The following is a 16,593-nucleotide window of genomic DNA, read 5'->3' as shown; positions in this document are numbered from 1 at the left end:
CAATGGCTTTTCCGGCCGTTGGCGCAAGTCATTAACCCGCTGATATTCCTCAAGAATTCGGCGAAAACAAGGAAATACCATGATTGCATCTTCAATCAAGGCCGAGGTCGTAAAGGCCAACGCACGTGCTGCCAACGACACTGGGTCCCCAGAAGTCCAAGTGGCTTTGCTGACAGCCCGCATCAACGAGCTGACACCTCACTTCAAAACACACGCCAAAGACCATCACGGTCGCCGCGGTCTGCTGCGCATGGTGAGCCGTCGCCGCAAACTGTTGGACTACCTCAAGTCCCGTGATGCTGACCGTTACGTTGCGCTGATCGCCAAGCTTGGCCTGCGTAAATAACCGTCTCTCCAGATGAAAAGCGCCTGAGTTAGTTCACTAGCTCAGGCGCTTTATTCTTTTTTTCAGTCGGAATTTGTCAGGGCGATCTCGCGCTGTGTCATTCCACAAGGCTTTCAACCCAAGGTTTTGTGGAATGGCATCGAGTTCAGAGCGTCAACTTCCGGGCCCACAGTGCAGCCTCATGTGCTTTTGTTTTCAGGAGTTCTGAACATGTCTATTTTTAACAAAGTCACCAAAACCTTCCAGTGGGGCCAGCACACGGTCAAGATGGAAACTGGCGAAGTCGCTCGCCAAGCCGGCGGCGCCGTGCTGCTCGACATGGAAGGCACCGTGGTGCTGGCCACCGTCGTGGGTTCCAAGATCGCCAAAGCCGGTCAAGACTTTTTCCCGCTGACTGTCGATTACATCGAGAAGACCTACGCTGCAGGCAAGATCCCCGGCAGCTTCTTCAAGCGTGAAGCCAAGCCCAGCGAGCACGAGACCCTGACGAGCCGTCTGATCGACCGTCCGATCCGTCCCCTGTTCCCCGAAGGTTTCTACAACGACGTGCACGTGGTCATCCACACCGTGTCTTTGAACCCTGAAGTCGACGCCGACATCGCCGCGATGATCGCCGTGTCTGCCGCTCTGTCCATCTCTGGCATCCCTTTCAACGGCCCCATCGGCGCTGCCCGAGTGGGTTACATCAACGGCGAATACGTGCTCAACCCCGGCCAGACCCAGCGCAAAGACAGCGTGATGGACCTGGTGGTCGCCGGTACCGAAGCCGCTGTGCTGATGGTCGAATCCGAAGCCCAACAACTTTCCGAAGAAATCATGTTGGGTGGTGTGGTGTACGGTCACGAGCAATCGGCGATCGCCATCAACGCAATCCACGAGTTGGTGCGCGAAGCCGGCAAGCCCGTGTGGGACTGGCAAGCGCCTGCCCGCGACGTGGCTTTCGAAGCCAAACTGGCATCACTCGCAGAAGAAAAACTGCGCGCTGCTTACCAAATCCGCAACAAGCAAGCCCGTACACACGCTTGCCGTGAAGCCTACGCTTCGGTCAAAGTGGCTTTGGCCGAAGAGGGCGTGGCCTTCGACAGCGTCAAGCTCGACGGCCTGATGTTCGAAATCGAAGCGCGCATCGTGCGCAGCCAGATTTTGGCCGGTGAGCCCCGCATCGACGGCCGCGACACACGCACTGTGCGCCCCATCGAAATCCGCAACAGCGTGCTGCCCCGCACCCACGGCTCGGCCCTGTTCACGCGTGGCGAAACGCAAGCTTTGGTCGTGACCACCCTGGGCACCGAGCGCGATGCACAACGCATTGATGCGTTGGCTGGCGAGTTCGAAGACCGCTTCATGTTCCACTACAACATGCCTCCCTTTGCCACAGGCGAAGTGGGCCGCATGGGCTCGACCAAGCGCCGCGAAATCGGCCACGGCCGTCTGGCCAAGCGTGCTTTGGCCGCTGTGTTGCCAAGCAAAGAAGAGTTCCCCTACACCCTGCGTGTGGTGTCCGAAATCACCGAATCGAACGGTTCCTCGTCCATGGCTTCGGTCTGCGGCGGTTGCTTGTCGATGATGGACGCTGGTGTGCCGATGAAAGCCCACGTGGCCGGTATCGCCATGGGCCTGATCAAGGAAGACAACCGCTTTGCGGTGTTGACCGACATCCTGGGTGACGAAGACCACCTGGGTGATATGGACTTCAAAGTGGCCGGTACCACCAACGGCATCACTGCACTGCAGATGGACATCAAGATCCAGGGCATCACCAAAGAAATCATGCAAGTCGCTTTGGCCCAGGCCAAAGAAGCCCGCATGCACATTCTGGGCAAGATGCAAGAAGCGATGAGCGAAGCCAACACCGAAGTGTCGGACTTCGCACCCAAGCTCTTCACCATGAAGATCAATCCCGAGAAAATCCGTGACGTGATCGGCAAGGGCGGCGCCACCATCCGTGCGCTGACCGAAGAAACCGGCTGCCAGATCAACATCTCCGAAGACGGCACGATCACGATCGCTGCGACCGACGGTGACAAAGCTGAAATCGCCAAGAAGCGCATCGAGCAGATCACCGCTGAAGTTGAAATCGGCAAGGTCTATGAAGGCCCAGTGACCAAGATCCTGGACTTCGGTGCTTTGATCAATTTGCTGCCTGGCAAAGACGGTCTGCTGCACATCAGCCAGATCGCCCACGAGCGCGTTGAGAAGGTCACCGACTACTTGAGCGAAGGTCAGATCGTCAAAGTCAAGGTCATGGAAACCGACGAAAAAGGCCGCATCAAGTTGTCGATGAAAGCTTTGTTGGACCGTCCTGCTCAGGGCTAAATAACGCGGGTTTCGGGTGGTCTGTGATCACCCGATATCGCGTAAATTCACCATGAACGTCATTGAAATTCAAAGCTACGGTGCGCCAGCAGTGCTGGTGCCCGGCTCCCGTCCCGACCCCGTAGCCGGGGCAGGGGAATTGCTCATTCGCGTCTCGGCCAGCGGCATCAACCGCCCCGATGTGCTTCAACGCACAGGCAACTACCCGGTGCCACCAGGAGCGTCTGACATTCCGGGTCTCGAGGTGGCTGGTGTGGTCGTCTCGGGTGATGCGGCAGCCATGGCGGCTGCGGGCTTGTCTGTGGGAGACCGTGTCTGCGCTTTGGTGTCCGGTGGTGGATATGCTGACCTGTGCGTGGCACCCGTGGCCCAGTGCTTGCCAGTACCCAAAGGCCTGACTGACACTGAAGCCGCTTCGCTGCCAGAGACCTTCTTCACCGTGTGGAGCAATGTGTTTGACCGCGGGCGTTTGCAAGCGGGCGAGACCTTGTTGATCCAAGGCGGCACCAGCGGCATCGGCGTCACCGCCATCCAGATGGCCAAAGCCGCTGGCGCTAAGGTGATCGCCACTGCGGGTTCTGACGAAAAATGCCAGGCTTGTCTGGCTTTGGGTGCGGACCACGCCATCAACTACAAAACCACCGATTTCGTCGCTGAGGCCAAGCGCCTGACCGATGGGGTGGGTGTTAACGTGATTTTGGACATGGTCGCGGGCGACTATGTGGCGCGTGAAGTCGAGGCCTTGGCCGAAGATGGCCGTCTGGTCATCATCGCGGTGCAAGGCGGTATCAAGAGCGAGTTCAATGCGGGCATGGTACTGCGTCGTCGTTTGACGATCACCGGTTCAACTTTGCGTCCACGCCCGGTGGCCTTCAAAGCCGCGATTGCCCAGTCGTTGCGTCAAACCGTTTGGCCCTGGATCGAGTCGGGCCGCATCAAGCCGGTCATTCACAGCGTGTTTGCTTCTGTGGAAGCGGCCGGTGGTTTGCCATCCGGCGCGGCGCAAGCCCATGCCTTGATGGAAACGAACCAGCATGTGGGCAAGATTGTGGTGACTTGGTGATGTCGATGCGCAGCAAATTGATGGTGGGTAACTGGAAGATGAACGGCAGTTTGACTGCCAATGCGTCTTTGGTGGCCGACATTTTGGCGGGCATGCCCGCTGTCCATTGCCGAGCTGCGCTGTGTGTGCCTTCCGTCTATTTGGCGCAGCTGCAGGCTTTGCTGACCGCTTCGTCCATCGACCTTGGGGCACAAGATGTGTCTCCGCACGGGTCGGGCGCTTTCACCGGTGAGGTGTCTGCCGACATGTTGCATGAGTTCGGGGTGCGTTACTGCATCGTGGGCCATTCAGAGCGGCGCCAACATCATGCCGAATCGGATGAGTTGGTGGCCTCTAAAACGCAACGGGCACTGGCTGCGGGCATCACCCCCATCGTGTGTGTGGGCGAGAGTTTGGCCGAGCGCGAAGCCGGTCAGACCGAAGCCGTGGTCAAGCGCCAATTGGCGGCGGTGATCCATGCCAACGGCCATTGCATCAGTGAAATCGTGGTGGCTTATGAGCCTATTTGGGCGATTGGCACTGGATTGACGGCATCGCCAGAGCAAGCGCAGCAGGTGCACGCTGTGTTACGGGCCCAGTTGCAAGCGGCCACAGCCCATGCCGATCGTGTTTCGATTTTGTATGGTGGCAGCATGAATGCTGCCAACGCTGCCGAATTGTTGGCCCAGCCCGATGTGGATGGTGGCCTGATCGGTGGTGCTGCGTTGAAAGCGCCTGACTTTTTGTCCATGTTGAAGACGGCTTCGCGCTGAGTCTTTGGCCAACTTTTTTATTGATTCTTGGAGATACAGATGAGCATGGTGTTGACTTTGATTTTGGTGGTGCAGATGTTGTCGGCCCTGGCCATGATCGGTTTGATCCTGATTCAGCACGGCAAAGGTGCTGACATGGGTGCCGCCTTTGGCAGTGGCGGTTCGGGCAGCCTGTTTGGTGCCACCGGTGGTGCCAACTTCTTGTCACGCACCACGGCTGTTTTGGCTGCGGTGTTCTTTGTGTGCACTTTGTTGTTGGCTTATTTCAGCAACGCCCGTCCAGCGGCCCCCACAGGCAGCGTACTGGAAGGCGCAGCCGTGACCGCACCCGCAGCGCCCGTGGACAGCAGCACGGCAGCGCAAATCCCGGGCAATGTTCCTGCAGCCAAGCCTGACAACAGCGTGCCACCGGCACCTGCCAAGTAAGCTGACATTCAGCTTTGCTGCTCTGCACAAATTTCCCGTTTTCTGAAAGGAAATGGCAGGTTTTTCGGAGTAAACTACGGGATTGTCCGGAGAGCAAAATGCATCACTTGATGCGCCTCATGCAACCTAGGCAAAAGTATCCTGCCGTCGTGGTGAAATTGGTAGACACGCTATCTTGAGGGGGTAGTGGCGAAAGCTGTGCGAGTTCGAGTCTCGCCGACGGCACCAGACAAACAGAAAAGCCCAGGCTGTAAGGCCTGGGCTATTCATTCGGTGATACCGTCAGTCTCAAGATGAACCTCGAACAATACCTTCCCATTCTCTTGTTCATTTTGGTCGGCATTGCTGTCGGCATCATTCCCCAGGTTTTGGGCTACATCCTTGGCCCCAACAAACCTGACGCGGAAAAAAATTCCCCCTATGAATGCGGCTTCGAAGCTTTCGAAGACGCGCGCATGAAGTTCGATGTGCGCTACTACCTGGTGGCCATCTTGTTCATCTTGTTCGATCTGGAAATCGCTTTCCTGTTCCCTTGGGCGGTTGCGCTCAAAGAAGTAGGTCTGGCTGGCTTTGTGGCCGTGCTGATTTTCCTGGCCATTCTGGTCGTGGGCTTTGTCTACGAGTGGAAAAAAGGCGCTCTGGACTGGGAATGACAAATCCAATGACAACTCCATTCAGCCTCTAAGGACGATGCGATGATTGAAGGCGTGATGAAAGAAGGCTTTATCACCACGAGTTACGACTCGGTGGTGAATTGGGCCAAAACCGGCTCGCTGTGGCCCATGACCTTTGGTCTGGCTTGCTGCGCGGTCGAAATGATGCACTCGGCGACAGCGCGTTATGACTTGGCCCGCTTTGGTGCCGAAGTTTTCCGCGCCAGTCCCCGTCAGGCCGACCTGATGATCGTGGCAGGCACCTTGTGCAACAAGATGGCACCTGCTTTGCGCAAGGTTTACGACCAGATGTCGGAACCCCGCTGGGTGATTTCCATGGGTTCGTGCGCCAACGGCGGTGGTTACTACCACTACAGCTATTCGGTGGTGCGCGGTTGCGATCGCATCGTGCCGGTGGATGTGTATGTGCCGGGTTGCCCGCCTACAGCCGAAGCACTGATCTACGGCATCATCCAGTTGCAGCAAAAAATCCGCCGCACTCACACCATTGCGCGTGCTTGAGGGAAAGAAGACGATGACCGATTTCGCCATTCGCCCCGAAGACCTGCAAGACACCCTGGCCGCTGCCTTGGGTGATCGCGTGAGCCGCATCACCATTGCCTTGGGCGAGGTGACGGTGCATGTCGCAGCAGCCCAATACCTCGGCGTCATGCAGACCCTGCGCGATGCTGCAGGCTGCAAATTTGAACAACTGATCGACTTGGCGGGCGTGGATTATTCCGCTTACCGCGAAGTGGGCACCGATGGCCCACGTTTTGGCGTGACCGTGCACTTGTTGTCGGTCAGCCTGAACCAGCGTGTGCGCGTGAAAGTGCTGTGCCCTGACGACGATCTGCCGCTGGTGGAATCGGTCAACGACCTGTGGAACTCGGCCAACTGGTACGAGCGCGAAGCGTTCGACCTGTACGGCATCGTGTTTGAAGGCCACAACGACCTGCGCCGCATCCTGACCGACTACGGTTTCATTGGTCATCCGTTCCGCAAAGACTTCCCCTTGTCGGGTCACGTCGAAATGCGTTACGACGCTGAGCGCCGCCGTGTGGTGTACGAACCCGTGAGCATCGAGCCGCGTGAAATCACGCCGCGCATCATCCGTGAAGAACACTACGGAGGCCTGAACTGATATGGCCGAAATCAAAAATTACACACTGAACTTTGGCCCGCAACACCCGGCCGCGCACGGCGTGTTGCGCCTGGTGCTGGAGCTTGATGGCGAGGTCGTGCAACGCGCCGATCCGCACATTGGTTTGTTGCACCGCGCCACCGAAAAACTGGCCGAGCACAAGACCTACATCCAGTCGCTGCCCTACATGGACCGCCTGGACTATGTGTCGATGATGTGCAACGAGCATGCTTACTGCCTGGCCATCGAAAAGATGCTGGGCCTCGAAGTGCCCATGCGCGCGCAGTACATCCGTGTGATGTTTTCTGAAATCACGCGTATCCTGAACCACCTCATGTGGCTCGGTTCGCACGGCAACGATTGCGGCAGCTCGACCATCCTGATTTACACCTTCCGTGAGCGTGAAGACCTGTTCGACATGTACGAGGCTGTCTCTGGCGCCCGCATGCACGCAGCGTATTTCCGTCCAGGTGGCGTGTACCGTGACCTGCCTGACAGCATGCCGCAGTACAAGGTCAGCAAGATCAAGAATGCCAAGGCCATCGAGCAACTCAACAAGAACCGCCAAGGTTCTTTGCTCGATTTCATCGATGACTTCACGCAGCGCTTCCCCAAGTGCGTGGACGAGTATGAAACCCTGCTGACCGACAACCGCATCTGGAAACAGCGCACGGTCGGTATTGGTGTCGTTCCGCCTGAGCGTGCCCTGAATCTGGGCATGACCGGCCCCATGTTGCGTGGTTCCGGCTTCGCCTGGGATTTGCGCAAAAAGCAGCCTTACGACGCCTACGACAAAGTCGAGTTCGACGTGCCTGTGGGCAAGACTGGTGACAGCTACGACCGCTATCTGGTGCGAGTGCAAGAGATGCGCGAATCCAACCGCATCATCCAGCAATGCGTGGCCTGGTTGCGCGCCAACCCCGGCCCTGTCATCACCGACAACCACAAGATTGCACCGCCTTCGCGTGAAGGCATGAAATCCAATATGGAAGACTTGATCCACCATTTCAAGCTCTTCACCGAAGGTTTCCATGTCCCCGAAGGCGAGGCCTATGCCGCTGTCGAACACCCCAAAGGTGAGTTCGGCATCTACATGGTCAGCGATGGGGCCAACAAGCCTTACCGCCTGAAAATTCGTGCCCCGGGCTTTGCCCATTTGGCCACTCTCGATGAAATGGCCCGTGGCCACATGCTGGCCGATGCGGTCGCGATCATCGGGACCATGGACATCGTTTTTGGAGAGATTGACCGATGATCTCTGAGTCAACCAAAGCGCGCTTTGCGCGCGAAGTCGCCAAGTTCCCTGCAGATCAAAAGCAGTCGGCCGTCATGGCTTGTCTGTCGATCGTGCAACAAGAACTCGGCTGGGTCAGCCCTGACAGCGAGCAAGTCGTTGCCGAGGTGTTAGGTATGCCTGTGATGGCGGTGCACGAAGTCACCACCTTTTACAACATGTACAACCAGAAGCCGGTGGGCAAGTTCAAGCTGAACGTTTGCACCAACCTGCCTTGCCAGTTGCGCGGCGGTGCCCAGGCACTGGCCCATCTGGAACACAAGTTGGGCGTTCACGTGGGCGAGACCACGGCCGACGGCCTGTTCACCTTGCAGCCCAGCGAATGTCAGGGCGCTTGCGCCGACGCGCCGGTGCTGCTGGTCAACGACCGCCACATGTGCAGCTTCATGAGCCACGAAAAATTAGACCAACTCGTCGACAGCCTGAAGAAAGCCGAGGCCGCCTGATGAAAGTCGAACAAATCCTGAGCCAATTCCAGGCCACGGGCGTGGAAACCTGCTTCCACGACCGCCACATCAACCCGCAAATCTATGCGGGTCTGAATGGCACGAACTGGGGCATCAAAGACTACGAAGCGCGTGGCGGCTATGCGGCCTTGCGCAAGATCCTGGGCAAAGACGGCACACCACCGAACGCCGAAACCGGCATCGCTGGCATGACGCAAGACCAGGTGATTGCCACCGTGAAGGAATCCGGTCTGCGTGGACGCGGCGGTGCGGGCTTCCCCACGGGCCTCAAGTGGAGCTTCATGCCCCGCCAGTTCCCTGGGCAAAAGTACCTGGTGTGCAACTCGGACGAAGGCGAGCCGGGCACATGCAAAGACCGTGACATCATGGAGTACAACCCCCACACGGTGATCGAAGGCATGATCATCGCCGCTTATGCCATGGGCATCAGCGTGGGCTACAACTACATCCACGGCGAGATTTTCCACACCTACGAGCGCTTTGAAGCGGCCCTCGAAGAAGCCCGTGCAGCAGGCTATTTGGGCAACAACATCTTGGGCAGCACGTTCAGCTTCCAGCTGCACGCATCGCATGGTTTTGGTGCTTACATCTGCGGCGAGGAAACCGCTTTGCTCGAATCGCTGGAAGGCAAAAAAGGCCAGCCACGTTTCAAGCCGCCGTTCCCTGCCAGTTTTGGCCTGTACGGCAAGCCCACCACCATCAACAACACCGAGACTTTCGCGGCAGTGCCTTGGATCATCCGCAACGGTGGTCAGGCTTACCTCGAATGCGGCAAGCCCAACAACGGCGGCACCAAGATCTTCTCGGTCAGTGGCGACGTGGAGCGTCCCGGCAACTACGAAGTGCCGATGGGCACGCCCTTTGCCAAGCTGCTCGAACTCGCCGGTGGCGTGCGCGGTGGCCGCAAGCTCAAGGCTGTGATCCCAGGCGGCTCGTCTTCGCCCGTGGTGCCCGCCGACCTGATGATGACGCTGACCATGGACTACGACAGCATCGCCAAAGAAGGCGGTTCGATGTTGGGTTCAGGCGCGGTGATCGTCATGGACGAGACCCGTTGCATGGTCAAGGCCTTGGCCCGACTGTCTTATTTCTACTCGCACGAATCCTGCGGTCAGTGCACGCCTTGCCGTGAAGGCACGGGCTGGCTGTGGCGCATGGTAGACCGCATTGAAAACGGCCAGGGCCGTGCCAGCGACATCGACATGCTCGACAGTGTGGCCGGCAACATCATGGGCCGCACGATTTGCGCCTTGGGCGACGCAGCGGCCATGCCGGTGCGCGGCATGCTCAAGCATTTCCGTCACGAATTTGTACACCACATCGAACACAAGACCTGCATGGTCGGTGCCGATGTGTCAACGGTGAAGACCCATGGTTGAAATAGAACTCGACGGTCAGAAAGTGGAAGTTGCCGAAGGCAGCATGGTGATGCATGCCGCCGAGAAAGCTGGCACCTACATCCCTCATTTCTGTTACCACAAGAAACTCTCCATCGCGGCCAACTGCCGCATGTGCCTGGTCGAGGTTGAAAAAGCCCCTAAGCCCATGCCCGCCTGCGCCACGCCCGTGACGCAAGGCATGATCGTGCGCACCAAGAGCGACAAGGCGATTGCGGCCCAGAAGTCGGTCATGGAGTTTTTGCTGATCAACCACCCGCTCGATTGCCCCATCTGCGACCAAGGCGGTGAATGCCAGTTGCAAGATTTGGCTGTGGGTTACGGCGGCACACAATCGCGCTACGAAGAAGAAAAGCGCGTCGTTTTCCATAAGGAAGTCGGTCCGCTGATCTCCATGGAAGAAATGAGCCGCTGCATCCACTGCACACGCTGCGTGCGCTTTGGACAAGAAGTCTCGGGTGCCATGGAGTTGGGCATGTCCCACCGCGGTGAGCACGCCGAGATCGAAACCTTCCTGGGTCAGACCATCGATTCCGAACTGTCGGGCAACATGATCGACATCTGCCCCGTGGGTGCCTTGACCAGCAAGCCTTTCCGTTACCACGCCCGCACATGGGAGTTGTCGCGCCGCAAGTCTGTGGCTGCGCACGATTCGTCGGGTGCCAATCTGATTGTTCAAGTCAAGAACAACCAAGTCCAGCGCGTCGTGCCCCTCGAAAACGAAGAAGTCAACGAGTGCTGGATCGCCGACCGCGACCGTTTTTCGTACGAAGCTTTGAACGGCACAGACCGCCTGACCCAACCCATGCTCAAGCAGGGCGGCGAATGGAAAGAAGTCGATTGGCAGACCGCCCTCGAATATATTGCCAACGGCCTGCGCAACATCCAGCGTGACCACGGTGCCAACAGCATTGGCGCATTGGTCAGCCCGCACAGCACTGTGGAAGAGTTGTACCTGGCTGGCGCATTGATGCGTGGTCTTGGCTCTGACAACATCGACCACCGACTGCGCAACGCCGAGTTCGGCGCTGCCGAAGGCGTGCGCACTTTGGGCACATCGATTGCATCGTTGTCTACATTGCAGCGCGTCCTGGTTGTGGGTTCCAACCTGCGCAAGGACCATCCTTTGTTTGCTTTGCGCGTGCGTCACGCTGTGCGCCATGGCGCTCAGCTGAACGTCATCACCTCGCAAGCTGCATTCAGCCATGCCGATGCTTGGGCCATGCCTGTGGCACAAGCCGTGCTGTCCGATGCTTCGGGCTGGGCGCAAGCCTTGTCAGATGTGGCTGCAGCCATTGCAGCAGAGAAGGGCGTTGCAGCCCCTGCTGCTGGCAACGCCACCGCGCAAGCCCAAGCCATCGCCAAGTCTTTGTTGGGCGGTGAGCGCAAGGCCGTGTTGCTGGGCAATGCCGCAGCGCACCACGCCAACGCATCGAGCCTGCTGGCCTTGGCCAACTGGATTGCCGAGCAAACCGGTGCCACCATCGGTTACCTGACCGAAGCGGCCAACACCGTGGGTGCTCAGTGGGTGGGTGCTCAGCCACAAACCGGCGGCAAGCACGCAGGTCAAATGCTGGCGGGCGGCCTCAAAGCCGCTGTGCTGCTGAATACCGAGCCTGAGTTCGACAGCGCCGCAGGTGCTGCCGCTGCCCAAACTCTGGGGCAGGCCGAAATGGTCGTGACGCTCAGCCCGTTCAAAGCCAACATGGCTTTCAGCGATGTGTTGCTGCCCATTGCGCCGTTCACCGAAACTTCGGGCAGCTTCGTCAACGCCGAAGGCCGCTTGCAAAGTTTCCATGCCGTGGTCAAGCCTTTGGCTGAAACCCGTCCTGCGTGGAAGGTGTTGCGCGTGTTGGCCAATTTGCTCGACATCCCGGGCGTGGCTTTTGAAACATCGCAAGACGTGCTGGCCCGTGCCACAGCCAAGCCATTGGCCGCATCGAATGCCACGCGCGCCGCGATCAGCATGTCGGGCACTGCGACTGCACCGGTGGTGGCTTCGATTTACCAGCTGGACGGTATCGTTCGCCGTGCGCCGTCTTTGCAGTTGACCGCAGACGCACGCCAGGAGGTGGCAGCATGATTGACGCTCTGTACAACGGTGGCCTGAACCTGGTGGCCGCCACATGGTGGGCCACGATGGTGTGGCCCGTGTTGTGGATACTCCTGAAGATCGTTGCCGTTTTGGCTCCGCTGATGGGTGCTGTGGCTTACCTGACGCTCTGGGAGCGCAAGCTGCTGGGCTTCATGCAAGTGCGCCACGGTCCCAACCGTGTGGGCCCCATGGGTTTGTTGCAGCCGATTGCCGACGCACTCAAGCTGCTCACAAAGGAATTGATCAACCCGACAGCCGCCAGCATGGGCCTGTTCCGTCTGGGCCCGATCATGGCCATCATGCCGGCACTGGCCGCCTGGGTGGCGATTCCCTTTGGCCCTGAAGTGGCGCTGACCAACATCAACGCCGGTTTGATGCTGGTGATGGCCATCACCTCGATCGAGGTCTACGGCGTGATCATTGCCGGTTGGGCATCGAACTCCAAATATGCCTTCTTGGGCGCGCTGCGTGCATCGGCACAGATGGTGAGCTACGAAATCGCCATGGGCTTTTGCTTCTTGGTGGTCTTGATGGTTTCGGGCAGCATGAACTTGACCGAAATTGTTTTGTCACAAGGCAAGGGTCAAATGGCCCACATGGGTTTGGGTTTCCTGTCCTGGAACTGGCTGCCACTGTTGCCTATCTTCATCGTCTACCTGATCTCTGGCGTGGCCGAGACCAACCGTCACCCGTTTGACGTGGTCGAAGGTGAAGCCGAGATCGTGGCAGGTCACATGGTCGAGTATTCGGGCATGGGCTTCGCGATCTTCTTCCTGGCCGAATACGCCAGCATGTGGCTCGTATCCATTCTGGCCGTGATCATGTTCCTGGGCGGTTGGTTGTCTCCAATCGACAGCACTTTGTTCAACATGGTTCCTGGCTGGATCTGGTTGGGCCTGAAAACTTTCCTGGTCGTGTCCATGTTCATCTGGATCCGTGCCACTTTCCCGCGCTTCCGTTACGACCAGATCATGCGTCTGGGCTGGAAGATTTTCATTCCGGTCACCCTGGTGTGGCTGCTGGTGGTGGGCGCTTGGTTGTTCTCACCCTGGAACATCTGGAAATAAGCGGCTCACGACCATGACAACAATGACTGCTTCCTCCTTCTCGATCAAGGACTTCTTCAAGAGCTTCATGCTCGTGGAGTTGCTCAAGGGCATGGCCCTGACCGGACGCTATGCTTTCGCCCGCAAGGTGACGGTGCAATTCCCGGAAGAAAAAACACCGCTGTCGCCACGTTTTCGTGGCCTGCATGCCCTGCGCCGTTACGACAACGGTGAAGAGCGTTGCATCGCCTGCAAACTGTGCGAAGCCGTCTGCCCTGCGATGGCCATCACCATCGAGGCCGGTCAGCGCGAAGACGGCTCACGCCGCACGACCCGCTACGACATCGACCTGACCAAGTGCATCTTCTGCGGCTTCTGCGAAGAAAGCTGCCCGGTGGACTCGATCGTCGAGACGCATATTTTTGAATACCACGGTGAAAAACGCGGTGACTTGTACTTCACCAAGGACATGTTGCTGGCCGTGGGCGACCGTTACGAAAAAGAGATCGCAGCCAACAAGGCTGCCGATGCTCCTTACCGTTGAACGCCGCCAAGTCCTGAACATTTAAAAAGACAGACCTATGGACGTCAAGACCGGTTTCTTCTACCTCTTCTCGGTGGTGCTGCTGTTTGCAGCCTTCCGGGTGGTCACTGCGCGCAACCCTGTGCACGCGGTGCTTTACCTCATGCTCACCTTTTCGCAAGCCTCGGCCGTCTGGCTGCTGCTCAATGCCGAATTTTTGGCCATTGTGTTGGTGCTCGTGTACTTGGGGGCGGTGATGGTGCTGTTCCTCTTCGTGGTGATGATGCTGGACATCAACATCGACACGATGCGCAAGGGCTTCTGGAAAAACTTCCCTTTGGCGGCGACCTTGGGCACCATCGTGGCCCTTGAAATGGCCGCTGTGCTGTTGTCAGGCTTCCGTTTGTCTTCGGCCCCTGCGATGGTGGCTGGCGCTTTGCCTGTGGACAACGGCAAGGCTTTGGGTATCTTGCTGTACACCGAATACCTGATGCCGATTCAGATCGCTGCTTCCATCTTGTTGGTGGCCATGATCGCGGCGATTGCCCTGACTTTGCGTGAGCGCAAGGACAGCAAGGCGATCGATCCCTCCATCCAGGTCAAAGTGCGTGCAGCAGACCGCATGCAGCTGGTCAAGATGGATGTGACCCAGGCGGCCCCTGCACGGGTTGCCCAAACCGATGCAGCACCTGCGGAGCAAAGCAAATGATGACACTGACCTTGGGACACTTTCTGTCGCTCGGCGCAATGCTCTTCGCATTGGCCGTGATCGGCATCTTCCTGAACCGCAAAAACCTGATCGTTTTGCTCATGGCCATCGAACTGATGTTGCTGGCCGTGAACATGAACTTCGTGGCGTTCTCTCACTACCTAGGTGACATGCACGGCCAAGTGTTCGTGTTCTTCATCTTGACGGTGGCGGCTGCTGAATCGGCCATCGGTCTGGCCATCCTCGTGCTGTTGTTCCGTAACAAGAACAGCATTAACGTGGACGAACTCAATTCGCTCAAGGGTTAATAAGAATATGAGTCAAACCCTCAACGCAAGCACGCTGCTGGCTGTGCCACTCGCGCCCCTGGTGGGCTCGGTGCTGGCCGGTGTCTTGGGCACCCAATTCGGTGGCAACTGGATTGGCCGCCGCCTGTCGCATACCCTGACCATTCTGGGTGTGCTGGTGGCCTTCATCCTGTCGGCCATGACGCTCAAGAGCGTCATCGACGGTGCCCGCTTCAACGAAACCCTCTACACTTGGATGGTGGTCGGTGGCCTCAAGATGGAAGTCGGCTTTTTGGTCGATGGCATCACCGCCATGATGATGTGTGTGGTGACCTTTGTGTCGCTCATGGTGCACATCTACACCATTGGCTACATGGAAGAAGACGAAGGCTACAACCGTTTCTTCGCCTACATCTCGTTGTTCACTTTCTCCATGTTGATGCTTGTCATGAGCAACAACCTGTTGCAGCTGTTCTTTGGCTGGGAAGCGGTGGGCCTGGTGTCCTATTTGCTGATCGGCTTTTGGTACAACAAACCCACAGCGATCTTTGCCAACATGAAGGCCTTTTTGGTCAACCGTGTCGGTGACTTCGGTTTCATCCTGGGCATTGGCCTGATCGTGGCTTATACCGGCACGCTCAACTACACCGAGCTGTTTGCCAAGGCCAATGAGCTGGCGGCGATCAACTTCCCTTGGTATGTGTTTGGCCTTGACGGCATGTTGATCACCGTGATCTGCATTTGCCTGTTCATCGGTGCCATGGGTAAGTCGGCTCAGTTCCCGCTGCACGTGTGGCTGCCTGACTCGATGGAAGGCCCAACGCCTATTTCTGCGCTGATCCACGCTGCCACCATGGTGACGGCCGGTATCTTCATGGTCGCTCGCATGTCGCCATTGTTCGAGTTGTCCGACGCAGCCTTGAACTTCATCATGGTGATCGGCTCGATCACGGCCTTGTTCATGGGCTTTCTGGGCATCATCCAGAACGACATCAAGCGCGTGGTGGCTTATTCGACTTTGTCGCAGCTCGGTTACATGACCGTGGCGCTGGGCGCATCGGCCTACTCGGTCGCGGTGTTCCACCTCATGACGCACGCCTTCTTCAAGGCCTTGCTGTTCTTGGGTGCCGGCTCCGTCATCATGGGCATGCACCACAACCAGGACATCCGCTGGATGGGCGGCGTGCGCAAGTACATGCCTATCACCTGGATCACCTCGTTGCTGGGTTCGCTGGCTTTGATCGGTACGCCGTTCTTCTCGGGTTTTTACTCGAAGGACAGCATCATCGAAGCTGTGCACGAAAGCCATTTGGCTGCCGCTGGCTTTGCCAACTTCGCGGTGCTGGCCGGTGTCTTTGTGACCGCTTTCTATTCGTTTCGCATGTATTTCCTGGTTTTCCACGGCAAAGAGCGTTACGACCAGAACCCCGATGCCCACCACGGTCATGACGACCACGGACACGGCCACGACGAGCACCACGAACCCCATGAATCGCCTTGGGTGGTGACCGTGCCCTTGGTCCTGCTGGCCATTCCATCAGTACTGATTGGTTACATGACGATCGAACCCATGCTTTACGGTGATTTCTTCAAAGACGTGATCTTTGTGAATGCCGACAAGCACCCGGTCATGGTTGAAATGGCAGAAGCCTTCCACGGTCCCGTTGCCATGGCCAAGCATGCCCTGACGACCGCACCGTTCTGGCTGGCGCTGGCCGGTGTGGTGACCGCCTGGTACATGTACCTGATCAACCCCAAAGTGCCTGCGTTCTTTGCCCGCACTTTGCGCCCACTGATCGTGGTCATGGAAAACAAATACTTCATGGACTGGATCAACGAGAACATCCTGGCCAAGGGTGCGCGTGACCTGGGTACCGGTTTGTGGAAGGTGGGCGATCGCGCCATCATCGACGGCTTCTTCGTCAATGGTTCCTGGAAAGTCGTGGGCATGGTGTCTGGCGTGGTGCGCTGGTTCCAGTCCGGCTACCTCTACCACTATGCCCTGGTCATGATCCTGGGTGTGTTTGTGCTGATGACGTATTTCGTCTGGCTCGCTTAACGATTTTGAGGACGAT

17 protein-coding genes and 1 tRNA gene are annotated in these 16,593 nt (G+C 57.9%); all 18 read left to right on the top strand.

Annotation, left to right across the window (positions count from 1 at the left end; all coding sequences use genetic code 11):
* The first annotated feature begins 79 nt into the window (after nt 1-79).
* The 18 genes from rpsO to nuoL all read left to right on the top strand — a co-directional run bounded on the left by rpsO (nt 80) and on the right by nuoL (nt 16,577).
* On the top strand, nt 80-346 hold the full coding sequence (gene rpsO / locus B9Z33_RS12320; RefSeq protein ID WP_019428565.1) for a 30S ribosomal protein S15: 267 nt from the start codon (nt 80-82) through the stop codon (nt 344-346).
* Nucleotides 347-556: 210 nt separating this feature from the next.
* Nucleotides 557-2,662, top strand: a complete 2,106-nt coding sequence (pnp, locus tag B9Z33_RS12315; protein ID WP_108287329.1) for a polyribonucleotide nucleotidyltransferase — start codon at nt 557-559, stop codon at nt 2,660-2,662.
* 52 nt (nt 2,663-2,714) lie between these two features.
* Nucleotides 2,715-3,725 carry an NAD(P)H-quinone oxidoreductase gene (locus tag B9Z33_RS12310; protein WP_108287328.1) on the top strand — a complete coding sequence of 337 codons (1,011 nt, stop codon included), beginning with the start codon at nt 2,715-2,717 and terminating at the stop codon, nt 3,723-3,725.
* Nucleotides 3,725-4,477 (top strand): triose-phosphate isomerase, encoded by a 753-nt coding sequence (gene tpiA, locus B9Z33_RS12305; RefSeq protein WP_108287327.1) that lies wholly within the window; start codon nt 3,725-3,727, stop codon nt 4,475-4,477. Before B9Z33_RS12310 ends, tpiA begins: the two co-directional genes overlap by 1 nt.
* A gap of 39 nt (nt 4,478-4,516) precedes the next feature.
* Nucleotides 4,517-4,903, top strand: a complete 387-nt coding sequence (secG, locus tag B9Z33_RS12300) for a preprotein translocase subunit SecG (RefSeq protein WP_108287326.1) — start codon at nt 4,517-4,519, stop codon at nt 4,901-4,903.
* A 143-nt stretch (nt 4,904-5,046) separates the two neighbouring features.
* Nucleotides 5,047-5,131, top strand: a tRNA-Leu gene (locus B9Z33_RS12295).
* A gap of 65 nt (nt 5,132-5,196) precedes the next feature.
* Nucleotides 5,197-5,556 carry an NADH-quinone oxidoreductase subunit A gene (locus tag B9Z33_RS12290; RefSeq protein ID WP_108287325.1) on the top strand — a complete coding sequence of 120 codons (360 nt, stop codon included), beginning with the start codon at nt 5,197-5,199 and terminating at the stop codon, nt 5,554-5,556.
* Between the two features lie 42 nt (nt 5,557-5,598).
* On the top strand, nt 5,599-6,078 hold the full coding sequence (locus B9Z33_RS12285) for an NADH-quinone oxidoreductase subunit B family protein (RefSeq protein ID WP_019428571.1): 480 nt from the start codon (nt 5,599-5,601) through the stop codon (nt 6,076-6,078).
* A gap of 13 nt (nt 6,079-6,091) precedes the next feature.
* Entirely contained in the window at nt 6,092-6,700 is a 609-nt protein-coding gene (locus B9Z33_RS12280; protein WP_108287324.1) for an NADH-quinone oxidoreductase subunit C, read from the top strand.
* A 1-nt stretch (nt 6,701) separates the two neighbouring features.
* Complete coding sequence (locus B9Z33_RS12275) at nt 6,702-7,955, top strand: NADH-quinone oxidoreductase subunit D (protein ID WP_108287323.1); 1,254 nt, start codon at nt 6,702-6,704, stop codon at nt 7,953-7,955.
* The gene (gene nuoE / locus B9Z33_RS12270; protein ID WP_108287322.1) at nt 7,952-8,440 is read left to right on the top strand and encodes an NADH-quinone oxidoreductase subunit NuoE; all 489 of its coding nucleotides are present in this window, start codon (nt 7,952-7,954) and stop codon (nt 8,438-8,440) included. The genes B9Z33_RS12275 and nuoE overlap by 4 nt, the downstream gene beginning before the upstream one ends.
* Nucleotides 8,440-9,840 (top strand): NADH-quinone oxidoreductase subunit NuoF, encoded by a 1,401-nt coding sequence (nuoF, locus tag B9Z33_RS12265; RefSeq protein WP_108287321.1) that lies wholly within the window; start codon nt 8,440-8,442, stop codon nt 9,838-9,840. The genes nuoE and nuoF overlap by 1 nt, the downstream gene beginning before the upstream one ends.
* Nucleotides 9,833-11,941, top strand: a complete 2,109-nt coding sequence (nuoG, locus tag B9Z33_RS12260; protein ID WP_108287320.1) for an NADH-quinone oxidoreductase subunit NuoG — start codon at nt 9,833-9,835, stop codon at nt 11,939-11,941. Before nuoF ends, nuoG begins: the two co-directional genes overlap by 8 nt.
* Nucleotides 11,938-13,020 (top strand): NADH-quinone oxidoreductase subunit NuoH, encoded by a 1,083-nt coding sequence (gene nuoH / locus B9Z33_RS12255; protein ID WP_108287319.1) that lies wholly within the window; start codon nt 11,938-11,940, stop codon nt 13,018-13,020. Before nuoG ends, nuoH begins: the two co-directional genes overlap by 4 nt.
* Nucleotides 13,021-13,042: 22 nt before the next feature.
* The gene (nuoI, locus tag B9Z33_RS12250; RefSeq protein WP_369916743.1) at nt 13,043-13,543 is read left to right on the top strand and encodes an NADH-quinone oxidoreductase subunit NuoI; all 501 of its coding nucleotides are present in this window, start codon (nt 13,043-13,045) and stop codon (nt 13,541-13,543) included.
* A 37-nt stretch (nt 13,544-13,580) separates the two neighbouring features.
* Nucleotides 13,581-14,231 (top strand): NADH-quinone oxidoreductase subunit J, encoded by a 651-nt coding sequence (locus B9Z33_RS12245; RefSeq protein WP_108287317.1) that lies wholly within the window; start codon nt 13,581-13,583, stop codon nt 14,229-14,231.
* Nucleotides 14,231-14,539 (top strand): NADH-quinone oxidoreductase subunit NuoK, encoded by a 309-nt coding sequence (gene nuoK / locus B9Z33_RS12240; protein WP_108287861.1) that lies wholly within the window; start codon nt 14,231-14,233, stop codon nt 14,537-14,539. Before B9Z33_RS12245 ends, nuoK begins: the two co-directional genes overlap by 1 nt.
* A gap of 7 nt (nt 14,540-14,546) precedes the next feature.
* Nucleotides 14,547-16,577: an NADH-quinone oxidoreductase subunit L gene (gene nuoL / locus B9Z33_RS12235; protein WP_108287316.1), complete on the top strand. Its 2,031-nt coding sequence runs from the start codon at nt 14,547-14,549 to the stop codon at nt 16,575-16,577.
* The last annotated feature ends 16 nt before the right edge of the window (nt 16,578-16,593 follow it).

Source organism: Limnohabitans sp. T6-20 (assembly GCF_003063505.1).
GTDB lineage: Bacteria > Pseudomonadota > Gammaproteobacteria > Burkholderiales > Burkholderiaceae_C > Limnohabitans_A.
This window is presented reverse-complemented; position numbering and strand designations above follow the sequence as displayed.